We start from the raw sequence: 11,847 nt of genomic DNA, 5'->3' as shown, positions 1-11,847 counted from the left end.
CTACCCGGAGCCTTAATAAAATGTCAGATAAACCGGCGATTCCTGATTGCGTGTTAAAAGCCTGGAATGCCAATGAAGAAGAGTTGAGTCACTGGTTGTTGCATCAACTGGCAGACAGCGACAATGCTGCCGACTCGCTTCATGACATCTTTATTAAGGCTATTTCTCAGGGAAAATCCTTTTGTAATATCAGTAATCCCCGCGCCTGGTTATTCCAGGTAGCCCGGAATTATCTGATCGATACATACCGGAAAAACAAAAAACTCATCCCCTTACCGGATGATTTGGCGTCAGATGAAAAAGCGATTGCCGCGGTCGACGAGCTGACGCAATGCCTGCCCCGCGTTCTGAGTGAATTAAATCCGGATGACAGTGACATCATCCGCCGGTGTGATATTGAAGGCATGTCATTGCAGGCTTATGCTGAGGCACATCAGCTGACGTTATCTGCAACAAAATCCCGGATCCAGCGAGCCAGAAAACGCCTGCGCGATGGGTTACTTCTCTCATGCAAGGTTGTGCTCGATACTCAGGGGCAGGTCTGCTGCTTCACACCCCGCAAAAAATAATTCCGCCAATATTTTCAAAACAGGCTGCATCTTTTTGCAGTTCCGCCGTCTTCTTTGTAATTGGATAAAAAACAGAGAAGCACCGATAAATGAATGCTGTCGTCGCTGCAAAAGCATTTACACAAAAACAACCGTTACCTTTTTTGCTAATAGCGGGCGCGATCTGGTTTGGCCTGTATCAGACCCTGATCCCGCTCTCTGAATCACTGGTTGCGGCATTACCGGTAGACAGAAACAGTCATCTGGGCGGTGCCCTGCAGTTTTTCTTTTATGACACCCCAAAAGTACTGATGCTGCTGACCGGTATCGTCTTCATCATGGGTATGATCAACTCGTATTTCACGCCCGAACGAACCCGCGCCTTGCTGGCAAACCGCAGTCATGGTGTGGCTAATGTGATGGCTGCAACTTTAGGCATCGTGACGCCTTTCTGTTCCTGTTCGGCTGTCCCGCTGTTTATTGGTTTCGTGCAGGCAGGCGTGCCGCTCGGTGTTACTTTTTCCTTTCTGATTTCAGCCCCGATGGTAAATGAGGTCGCTCTCACATTGTTATTCGGCTTGTTTGGCTGGCAAACAGCTATGCTTTATATGGGGTTAGGATTAACGGTAGCCATTATCAGTGGCTGGGTGATTGGCCGGCTCAGAATGGAAATATATCTTGAAGACTGGGTACAGGAAATACCCAAAACGCAATTCAGTATAGAAGACGATACGTTAACGCTGGCTGACCGTATTAGCAGCGGATTCACCGCGGTCCGCAATATTGTCGGTAAAGTCTGGCCTTACATTTTAGCGGGTATCGCCATCGGTGCCGGTATCCACGGATATGTGCCTGAAGATTTCATGGCCTCGTTCATGGGGAGAGAAGCCTGGTGGTCGGTGCCACTGGCGGTCGTCATCGGTGTTCCGATGTATACCAATGCCGCCGGGGTGATCCCGATTGTTCAGGCTTTGCTGGCTAAGGGCGCGGCATTAGGCACGGTACTCGCGTTCATGATGAGTGTTATCGCACTCTCGTTACCGGAAATGGTGATCTTGCGGAAAGTACTCAAAATGCGCCTGATCGCCACGTTTATAACTGTTGTCGCCAGCGGGATCATGCTGGTCGGTTATGTCTTCAATATATTGTTGTGATTTTTATCAGGAGTGAGAAAACAAAATGAAAAATATCAAAGTACTGGGCCCAGGATGTGCCAACTGCAGAACCACCGCCAAACTGATTGAAGAAGTTGCCAAAGAATATGGCGAAGATATTCAGCTGGAAAAAGTAGAGGCCATCAAAGACATCGTCAGCTTCGGCATTTTATCAACGCCCGGTGTCATCGTGGATGGCAAGGTTGTGCATTCCGGCGGCATTCCGTCAAAAGATAAAATTAAACAATGGTTTATGCAGTCATAAGGAATCTGAAAACCACTGAAATGTCAGCCAATCAGCGCTGTTGCAGTTAACCACTAAACATGATGAGGTCGTTGTGATGAAAATATTACCGATTACCTGGCAGCGCCTCGTCACTGCGGATGGTGAAACCTGCGAACGTTGTGGTAACACCTATATGGAGATGCTCCGGGCAGTTGAAAAACTAAAGGAGCAATTATCACCCTTAGGTATTGAGCCGGTATTACGGACAAAAACGCTTTCTATACGGGAATTCAGGGCCCATCCGCAGGAATCAAACCGGATCTGGATCGGTGATAAACCGCTGGAGGAATGGCTTGATGCGAAGAGCGGACAAAGCCTGTGTTGCGCTGCCTGTGAGGATGAAAACTGCCGGACGCTGGAAATAGACAACATCGTGTATGAAACCATACCGCAGGAGTTAATCATTCAGGCCGGATTAAAAGCCGCACAGCAAAAATAACTGGCTGAACAGGAGGGCAAGATGGATATATTATCCTTTTCCTTACATCTGTTTTTCAGCGGCCTCGGCAATCTGGCTTCCTACCTCGCGGCACATGTTCTGCTTTGTCTGCTGCCGGCTTTTTATATTGCCGGCGCAATGACCGCACTGATCCCCAAAGAAATCATCACCCGGTTTCTGGGGCGGAATCGCCCTAAATATATCTCCTACCCGGCGGCGGCACTGGCCGGTTCGGTGCTGGCAGTATGTTCCTGTACTATCGTGCCGCTTTTTGCCGGGATATATAAAAAAGGCGCCGGTCTCGGGCCTGCCATCACTTTTCTGTTCTTTGCCCCGGCCGCCAATATTCTGGCGCTGATCTATACCGGCGGCATCATCGGCGTGGACCTCGCTTTTGCCAGATTGCTGCTCTCTCTGACATTTGGGATCGGCATCGGCCTGATCATGGCGCTGATATTCCGGCAATCCGATAAAGAACACGATGAAGCCACCGATGCCCTGTTCGCCGGGCAAGGCCGGATGCCGCCCAGTGCACTGATCTTTCTGTTACTGCTGATCGCCCTGCTGCTGGCCGGCACACTCAAGGTGTCACTGCTGACGGACGTTTACGCGACCCTCACCTTACCGGTGAGCGGCCTGGATAGCCTGCAAAACTATCTGTTTCAACTGATCCCTTTTGATCCGGCACGAGGCGGTGAAGGTGTCAGCGCACAAGGTGCTTTTCTGATTATGCTGTTACTGCTGATTGGGTTTGCATCATGGAAAGGGATTGAAACAATTTTTGATGGCTTTAACCGCTGGACATGGACTTCGCTGATTTTACTGAGCATAACCTTACTAGTTGCCGCTGTCGGTATGCGACCCCATGCCACCGGGCTGGATATTCTGATTAACGGGAAGTCTATTGGCGTTTTGATTTCGTTGCTGTTGCTCGGCTGGATACTTAAGACCCGATTCACGGAAGATCAGGTTCGTGAGCTGTTATGGGAATCCTGGAAATTTGTAAAACAGATTTTTCCGCTGCTGGTGATTGGCGTATTTCTGGTTGGGGTGATCAGAGAGCTCATCCAGCCAGAGTGGATAGAAGCCTTAGCCGGACAGAACACATTAACCGGTAATCTGGCGGGTGTGATATTCGGTGTCTTCATGTACTTCCCAACGCTGGTGGAAGTGCCGATAGCGCAGATGTTCCTCAGCCTGGGGATGCACCGCGGTCCTCTGCTGGCCTATCTGATGGCCGATCCGGAGCTCAGTCTGCAAAGCATTCTCATCACTGCGGCCATTATCGGCTACCTGAAAACCTGGACTTACGTCGCCTGGGTCGCGCTGTTCAGCACCTTGGCAGGTTATCTCTATGGGATCTGGATTGATGGCACCAGTGCAGGCGTGGTATTGGTCTATCTGCTGATATTTTTAGGCTTACTGTCAGGAACTTTATGGCTGTCAAACCGGCAGCGTAAGGACAGCACATGATGACAGAATTGTGGTTATCCCGTGCCGGACTGTTTATTCCGCTTGCATTAGCGTTTGTATTATTCACTCTGGTTTTAAAATGGATAACGATAAAAAAAGGAGAACAATTATTATCCGGATTGCATGCGCTTCTGCATATGCTGAAAATCAGAATAATAAAAAATGAATACGCTGCAGTATGGGCTAAAAATCACCCCCGCTTAGTGGTCTTTCTGAAAGCACGAATTGATAATACAGTGTTCACCGGACGCCCCCTGTCTATCTTTGCACTGGCCTTGTTTTATGTCGTCGCATTATTTGCCGGCATCGTTGAAGACTTTATTACTTCCGATTCCATTACTGCCGCAGATATTCGCATCGCGAATCTGTTTTATATTCTGAGAAATGACACACTAACCCATATCTTTACCTGGATAACGTTACTTGGAAAATTAGAAATAATTACTGTGGTTGTATTGTCTTCATTAATCATTCTCTTTATATGGCATAAAAAATATTTCATTTATCCGTTCTTGGTGGCTGCTATCGGGAGTCTCTCATTTACCTGGCTGGGAAAGCTGGCGTTTCAGCGTGCACGTCCGGAGTTCGCCGTATATCTGGAAGATTCCTTCTCGTTTCCCAGCGGACATTCCTCTATCGCGGTCGCTATTTATGGCTTTCTCGGATATCTGCTCATCCGCTCCACGCATTACTGGTCGCATAAGGTAAATCTGTTTTTTGCAACCGCAATTCTTGCGCTGCTGATTGGTTTTAGCCGGGTATATCTTGGCGTGCATTATATCAGTGATGTCTGGAGTGGTTATCTCGTTGGCGCGATGTGGCTGATTATTGGCATTACCTTGTCTGAATGGCTCAGACATACCAGCTCCGCCCGTTCACTGACGCTGGCGAGCAGCAAAAGACGCCTCCTCACCGGAGCGCTGATATTCGGTACGTTTCTTTTTTACGGCAGTTTTGCGCTGAATTATCATCCGCCATTACGCCCTGTTCCGGTTGCCAGTGATATTACTGTCTCAAAAGTTACCGATATATTTACAACAGAGCAACTTCAATATACTGAAGATCTGATTGGAAAAAGACAGGAACCCATCAGTTTTATATTTCAGGCATCCGATAAACAAACTTTGATTTCAGCAATGCAGGCAGCCGGTTGGCATTTAATTGACAATTCAGATATTCCGTCATTCATCAATGCCATTAAATCGCTGACATCGGAAAAGCCTTATCCATCAGCTCCGATTTATCCCTCTTTCTGGAATGCTAAAATTCAGGATGTGGCATTCAGAAAGATAACCAACTCGAATTGGCTGAAAGATGCACACCATCTTAAAATATGGCAGACAAATTATAAATCTCAGGATGGAAAAGATCTCTATGTCGGCATGGTCAGTGCAGACAAAGGCTTTAAATGGGGGATCATTCCGGTTATTACTCCCGATTTAAATGCGGAAAGAGAACAATTGTATCGGGATTTACTGCTGGCCAATAAAATAAATACCAGTCTGAAAATGCAAATAAGAAACCCGGAGATCGGCTACAACTTTAAAGGCGATCCATTTTTCAGTGATGGCTATATGTATGTGCTTTCACTGCAATAGCCATAACCCGGGCTATCGACAGCGGCCACAGGAGACAAAAACATGTCTTTAACCAATCAGTCAGAAACCTTTTCGGTTGCGAAAAGAGTACAAAGCATCCGGCATGCGGTCCGGGGCGTCACTGAAATGCTGAAAAGCGAACATAATGCCTGGGTGCATTTATTTGCCACGGTGTGCGTCGTTTTAGCAGCTGCCGTTCTTTCAGTGAATGCGATTGAATGGTGCTTTTTGATTCTGGCGATCATGGCGGTCTGGGTTTCGGAAGCGTTAAACACTGCCTTTGAATTTTTATGTGATGTCGCCTCCCCTGACTTTCATCCTTTAGTCAAAAAGTCTAAAGACGTTGCGGCAGGAGCGGTCCTGCTCAGTGCCATCGGCGCGGTGATTATTGCGCTGATCATTTTCGTTCCGCATATCGCCTTACTTTTATAAACAGCGGCGAGTGATCTTATTCCCCATCTCAGTACGTTTATATCATTTAAGAACCATTCTCATTGGTTTGAATGCATCAGCCAATGATGTGTGAATGCCGGTGACGGCTGGAGGTCATATGAAACGCGTTCTTAAATACCTTGGAGGATTAGCGGCGCTGCTGTTGGTCGTGAGTTTTTCTGCTGCTGCCGAACAAACTAAAACACCAGCCAGCATGACAGAAAAAGCCATGTTCGCAGGCGGCTGCTTCTGGTGCATGACCAGCCCGTTTGAAACACTCAATGGGGTTATTTCAGTAGTATCCGGTTATGCCGGCGGCACCACTGAAAATCCGACATATGAAAATTACGGCCGGGGCGGTCACACTGAGGTGGTACAAATCACCTATGACCCGAAACTCGTGACCTACAATCAGCTGCTCAATATCTTCTGGCATCAGATCGATCCGACCGATGCGGATGGTCAGTTTGTGGATCGGGGTCATGAATACATCTCGGCCATTTATGCCTATAACGACGAACAAAAACAGCTGGCGCAACAATCCAGAGAACGGTTAGCGAACAGCGGTATTTTCAATCAGCCGATTGTGACCGAAATACTGGCGGCCCCCGCATTCTGGCGCGCGGAGGAATACCATCAGGATTATCACAAGAAAAATCCGATCCGCTATAAATACTACCGCTCACGTTCCGGGCGGGATGATTTTCTGCATAAAACCTGGGATGGCATCTGGTTTGACCCCACCGGGATGCAGCCCAAAGTGGATCTGAAAACGCAACTGACGCCGCTGCAATACAAGGTCACGCAGGAAAACGGCACCGAACCGCCGTTCGATAATATCTATTGGGATAACAAGAAACCCGGCATCTACGTTGATATTGTCTCCGGCGAACCGTTATTCAGCTCAACCGACAAATATGACTCCGGAACCGGCTGGCCGAGTTTTACCCGGCCACTGGTGGCGGGCAACATTACCGAAGTGGAAGACAACACGCTGTTTACGACCCGCACGGAAGTACGCAGCAGACTGGGCAATTCTCATCTGGGACATGTCTTCCCGGATGGACCAGCCCCGACCGGTTTGCGCTATTGTATGAACTCTGCCGCACTGCGTTTTATTCCAGCGGATAAGCTGAAAGAAGCGGGTTATGGCGAATATGAAAAGTTATTTAAGTAAAGCAGATTAAAAAAGCCTTTTAGGAAGTGTCCCCCGGATGCGTCATTGTATCCGGGGCTTTTTCGCATAAATATATCTGTTATTTACTGTTACTTGCGGCCCAGCATGGCGGCGCAGATAAAGAACTTTGTATCACCATTCTTGTCTTTGCTGATCTTGGCCAGTACACGTTCTTTATCAGCAAATTCCCAGTTATCACTGCGTGATCCCGGAGATTTCACTCCTGAGCTCCGGAGATAATCCATAAACAGATGTGCATTCTTAATTTCAGTCAAATGTGAATCCATCATCGCTAATCTCTCCTACTTCTACCGATTTGTGTCCGTTAAGCATATGCAGGCATGGTTACAGAACGGTTACATTCGAACGGACAGAACACCGCTGTTGCCGAAACTTATTCAAATTTTGACGGCGCGCACACAATCAACAGAATGCCCCTCTGAACACAAAAATATGACTCATTCGGTTTATTGGCATAAAATTAGACCCACATCGATAGGGTCATTTTGACATAGCAATATGGCTGTTCTGAGGATAAGCGAGTGGCGCCGGAACAAACACCAGTGAAACGCGGACGTGGCAGACCCCCTAAATCAGAACGAAACTTCACTGACACCAAAGCGGAATTGATTAAAAGCGGCCTGGTACTGCTGACTGAACATGGATTCATCGCGTCAGGTATTGATGCGATCGTCAAAAATGTAGCGGTTCCGAAAGGTTCTTTTTATCACTATTTCAAAAACAAAGAAGATTTTGGTTACGCCGTGATCACCGCTTATGGTGAATATTTCGCTCACAAACTCGATAAGCACCTGACAAATGACGCCTTTCCTCCGTTAACGAGAATTGAGAATTTCGTCAACGACGCCAAAGCCGGCATGACCAGATATCAATTCAAACGGGGTTGTCTCGTGGGTAACCTGATGCAGGAAAGCCCGCAACTGTCTGAGGCGTTCACAAGCCATTTGCAGACCATTCTTGGCGAGTGGCAGCAGCGTGTGAGCCGTTGTTTGTCAGAAGCAAAATCCTGTCATCAGATCGCTGAAGATGCCGATCATGACAAATTAGCCGCCCTGTTCTGGTCCGGGTGGGAAGGTGCGGTTATGCGCGCCAAACTTTATAAGAGCACACAACCGCTGGAAGAATTCTGGTGCTATTTTTCGACTTCAATTAAGAAGTGAATCAGTGCGCCATTGGGATCACTGATTTACATCAACGACCACTCTTCCTTTTACCTTGCCATCCAGCAGGTCATGCGCGGTCGCAATTACCTCTGACATGCCGATTTTCTTCGTAGCTTCCTCTACCAGCGTTTGATCAAGCAGTTCAGCAATTCGCTGCCAGGCTTGCTGACGAATGGCTTTAGGGCACATCACGCTGTCGATCCCTGCCAGCGTAACGCCGCGGAGAATAAAAGGCGCAACGGAAGAAGGAAAGTCCATTCCCTGAGCCAGACCACAGGCGGCCACAGTGCCGCCATAGCGGGTGCCGGCACAAACGTTAGCCAGCGTATGGCTGCCGACCGAATCAATAGCGCCTGCCCATTGTTCTTTACTTAACGGTTTTCCGGCAGCAGAGAGAGTGTCGCGGTGAATGATCTCGCTGGCACCCAGTTTTGTTAAATGCTCAACTTCTTCAGGGCGTCCGGTCGATGCAATGACTTTGTAACCAAGACGGGCAAGAAACGCGACAGCAAAGCTCCCCACGCCACCATTGGCTCCGGTTACCAGTACCGGTCCGCTGTCAGGCATCACACCCTGTTTTTCCAGTGCCATGATCGCCAGCATCGCGGTATAACCGGCCGTTCCCACCGCCATCGCATCATAGGTACTTAATTTTTCAGGCAACGGTAACAACCAATCGGCAGACACACAGGCTTTCTGCGCCAGTCCGCCCCAATGTTTCTCACCCACACCCCAACCATTTAAGAAAACTTTCTGACCCGGGGTGAATTCCGGATTCGAGCTTGCCTCAACCGTGCCGGCGAAATCGATACCGGGCACCATCGGAAATTGGCGCACAACCGGCGAGCGACCACTGATGGCCAGGCCATCCTTATAGTTCAGCGTGGAATAATCAATTCTTACCGTCACATCACCTGCGGGCAGCTGAGCATCATCCAGTTGAGTCAGACTGCTTTGATACTGGTTTTCTTTTTTTTCAATCAGAATGGCATTAAACATAATTTATCCTGTCTTGATCAAGATATAGACCGATCGTCTATAAAATAGCAATATAGACTGATCGACAGCAAATTACAGTGAAGAATCCATCTATCTTGGTATTTTTTGATTTTAATCAGTTCCGGCAACTCCCCCCTTCATACGAATATCTTTCGCGAAAGAAAACACATGAAAACGCTTCAGATATGATCGAATTTATTGCTTCTCTAACGGCAAAATCTGCCATCAGGGCTATAGTTTTCATAACTGCTGTTTTCTGATCATCTTCAGACATACTGCTATGGTCAACTGTCCTGGGGCATACATCCCATTCCGTTGAAAATGCAGCCAAGGAGTGCGATATGGATCCAAAAAACACGAGTTCTGGCGGTAAATGTCCTTTCATGCATGGGAGTGCCACATCGGCAAGCATGTCAAACGCAGATTGGTGGCCCAAAGCACTGAATCTCGACATCCTGCATCAGCAAGACACCAAAACCAATCCGATGGGCACGGTCTTTAATTATCGGGACGAAGTGAAGAAACTTGATGTTGAAGCACTAAAGAACGACCTCAAAGCGTTAATGACCGATAGTCAGGACTGGTGGCCTGCAGACTGGGGACACTATGGCGGCCTGATGATCCGCATGGCCTGGCACTCTGCCGGCACCTATCGTACCGCTGATGGCCGTGGCGGTGGCGGCAGAGGAAATCAACGTTTCGCTCCGCTGAACTCCTGGCCCGACAACGTGAACCTGGACAAAGCGCGGCGTCTGCTCTGGCCAATCAAGAGAAAATACGGCAACAAGCTCAGCTGGGCTGACCTGATCATTCTTGCAGGCAATATGGCTTATGAATCGATGGGGCTAAAGACCTTCGGTTTCGGTTTTGGTCGTGAAGACATCTGGCATCCGGAGAAAGACATCTATTGGGGATCGGAAAAAGAATGGCTCGCCCCTACTGAAAACCCCAACAGCCGTTATTCCGGTGAACGGGATCTGGAAAATCCTTTGGCAGCCGTCATGATGGGGCTGATCTACGTCAATCCGGAAGGGGTTGATGGTAAACCCGACCCGCTCAGAACCGCCAAAGATGTACGCGTAACCTTCGCCCGAATGGCAATGAATGATGAAGAAACCGTAGCCCTGACCGCAGGCGGTCATACCGTGGGTAAAGCGCATGGTAACGGCGACGCTAAACTGCTGGGCCCTGCCCCCGAAGGCGCAGAGGTGGAAGATCAGGGCTTGGGCTGGCTCAATAAAACCAGCCGGGGGATTGGCCGGAATACCGTGTCCAGCGGTCTTGAAGGTGCCTGGACCACCCATCCGACCCAGTGGGACAACGGCTATTTTTATCTGCTGCTGAATTATGAGTGGGAATTGAAGAAAAGCCCGGCCGGAGCCTGGCAGTGGGAACCCATCAATATCAAGGAAGAAGATAAACCGGTCGATGTCGAGGATGCGGCGATCCGCTATAACCCGATCATGACCGATGCCGATATGGCCATGAAGATGGACCCTGAGTACCGGAAAATATCAGAGCGGTTCTACAAAGATCCGGACTACTTCTCCGAGATCTTCGCCCGCGCCTGGTTCAAGCTGACCCACCGGGACATGGGTCCGAAAGCGCGCTACATCGGCCCTGATGTGCCGAAGGAAGATCTGCTTTGGCAGGATCCGGTACCCGCCGGCCACAAAGGCTATGACGTCGCCGCGGTCAAAGCGAAGATTGCGGCCAGCGGCCTCAGTATCAGTGATATGGTCGCCACCGCCTGGGATAGCGCGCGGACCTTCCGTGGTTCGGACAAACGTGGCGGCGCCAACGGTGCGCGCATCCGTCTTGCCCCGCAAAAAGATTGGGAAGGCAATGAGCCGTTACGTCTGGCCAAAGTGCTGGCGGTGCTTGAACCGATTGCAGTCCAAAGCGGCGCCAGTGTGGCTGATGTGATTGTTCTGGCCGGTAATGTCGGTATTGAGCAGGCCGCCAAGGCTGCCGGCTTCGATATCACCGTCCCCTTCGCTCCGGGTCGTGGTGATGCCGCTCAGGAAATGACCGACGTTGCTTCCTTTGACGTGCTCGAACCGCTGGCTGATGGTTACCGCAACTGGCTGAAAAAGAACTACGTGGTCACTGCCGAAGAGCTGATGCTCGATCGGACCCAGCTCATGGGGCTGACGGCTAATGAGATGACGGTTCTGGTAGGCGGTATGCGTGTGATCGGTACCAATTACGATGGCACCCGCCATGGCGTTTTCACCGATCACGAAGGTGCGCTGACGAATGACTTTTTCGTCAACCTTACGGACATGGCGTATACATGGAAACCGGCGGGTAGCAACCTGTATGAGATCTGTGATCGTAAGACCGGTGCAGTCAAATGGACAGCAACCCGGATCGATCTTGTCTTTGGTTCGAACTCGGTCCTCCGGGCCTACGCTGAAGTCTATGCGCAGGATGACAACAAGGAAAAATTTGTAAAAGACTTTGTTGCCGCCTGGACTAAAGTCATGAATGCAGATCGCTTTGATCTGCTCTGATCCGCGAACCAGACCTTCCACGCAGTCATGATGGCTGCGTG

General features: G+C 49.4%; 12 protein-coding genes. 10 read left to right on the top strand and 2 right to left on the bottom strand.

Annotated features, from left to right (window positions below; genetic code table 11):
• Positions 1–20: 20 nt before the first annotated feature.
• The 8 genes from TOLA_RS05180 (at position 21) to msrB (ending at position 7,107) form a co-directional block, all read left to right on the top strand.
• Positions 21–569 (top strand): sigma-70 family RNA polymerase sigma factor, encoded by a 549-nt coding sequence (locus tag TOLA_RS05180; RefSeq protein ID WP_012729232.1) that lies wholly within the window; start codon positions 21–23, stop codon positions 567–569.
• Between the two features lie 89 nt (positions 570–658).
• Positions 659–1,702, top strand: coding sequence for a permease (locus tag TOLA_RS05175; RefSeq protein WP_012729231.1), 1,044 nt, complete (start codon positions 659–661; stop codon positions 1,700–1,702).
• Positions 1,703–1,727: 25 nt separating this feature from the next.
• Positions 1,728–1,967 carry a thioredoxin family protein gene (locus TOLA_RS05170; protein ID WP_012729230.1) on the top strand — a complete coding sequence of 80 codons (240 nt, stop codon included), beginning with the start codon at positions 1,728–1,730 and terminating at the stop codon, positions 1,965–1,967.
• A 76-nt stretch (positions 1,968–2,043) separates the two neighbouring features.
• Positions 2,044–2,427 (top strand): DUF2703 domain-containing protein, encoded by a 384-nt coding sequence (locus tag TOLA_RS05165; RefSeq protein ID WP_012729229.1) that lies wholly within the window; start codon positions 2,044–2,046, stop codon positions 2,425–2,427.
• 21 nt (positions 2,428–2,448) lie between these two features.
• Positions 2,449–3,900, top strand: coding sequence for a permease (locus TOLA_RS05160; RefSeq protein ID WP_012729228.1), 1,452 nt, complete (start codon positions 2,449–2,451; stop codon positions 3,898–3,900).
• Positions 3,897–5,498 carry an LssY C-terminal domain-containing protein gene (locus TOLA_RS05155; RefSeq protein ID WP_012729227.1) on the top strand — a complete coding sequence of 534 codons (1,602 nt, stop codon included), beginning with the start codon at positions 3,897–3,899 and terminating at the stop codon, positions 5,496–5,498. The genes TOLA_RS05160 and TOLA_RS05155 overlap by 4 nt, the downstream gene beginning before the upstream one ends.
• 42 nt (positions 5,499–5,540) lie before the next feature.
• Entirely contained in the window at positions 5,541–5,930 is a 390-nt protein-coding gene (locus TOLA_RS05150; RefSeq protein WP_012729226.1) for a diacylglycerol kinase family protein, read from the top strand.
• Between the two features lie 118 nt (positions 5,931–6,048).
• Positions 6,049–7,107: a peptide-methionine (R)-S-oxide reductase MsrB gene (gene msrB, locus TOLA_RS17055; protein WP_012729225.1), complete on the top strand. Its 1,059-nt coding sequence runs from the start codon at positions 6,049–6,051 to the stop codon at positions 7,105–7,107.
• Between the two features lie 89 nt (positions 7,108–7,196).
• Here the strand turns inward: msrB and TOLA_RS05140 are convergent, their stop codons facing one another.
• Entirely contained in the window at positions 7,197–7,397 is a 201-nt protein-coding gene (locus TOLA_RS05140) for a hypothetical protein (RefSeq protein ID WP_012729224.1), read from the bottom strand.
• Positions 7,398–7,649: 252 nt separating this feature from the next.
• Here TOLA_RS05140 and acuR point away from each other — a divergent pair, with 252 nt between their 5' ends.
• Positions 7,650–8,288 (top strand): acrylate utilization transcriptional regulator AcuR, encoded by a 639-nt coding sequence (gene acuR / locus TOLA_RS05135; protein WP_012729223.1) that lies wholly within the window; start codon positions 7,650–7,652, stop codon positions 8,286–8,288.
• 18 nt (positions 8,289–8,306) lie between these two features.
• Here acuR and acuI read toward each other — a convergent pair whose 3' ends face one another.
• A complete protein-coding gene (acuI, locus tag TOLA_RS05130) occupies positions 8,307–9,290 on the bottom strand; it encodes an acrylyl-CoA reductase (NADPH) (RefSeq protein ID WP_012729222.1) in 984 nt (327 codons plus the stop codon).
• 341 nt (positions 9,291–9,631) lie between these two features.
• Between acuI and katG the strand changes: the two genes are divergently transcribed.
• Entirely contained in the window at positions 9,632–11,806 is a 2,175-nt protein-coding gene (katG, locus tag TOLA_RS05125; protein WP_012729221.1) for a catalase/peroxidase HPI, read from the top strand.
• Positions 11,807–11,847 lie beyond the last annotated feature (41 nt).

Source organism: Tolumonas auensis DSM 9187 (assembly GCF_000023065.1).
In the GTDB taxonomy this organism is placed as follows: domain Bacteria; phylum Pseudomonadota; class Gammaproteobacteria; order Enterobacterales; family Aeromonadaceae; genus Tolumonas; species Tolumonas auensis.
Note: the sequence above shows the minus strand (reverse complement) of the source record. Positions and strands in the feature narration are given on the sequence as shown.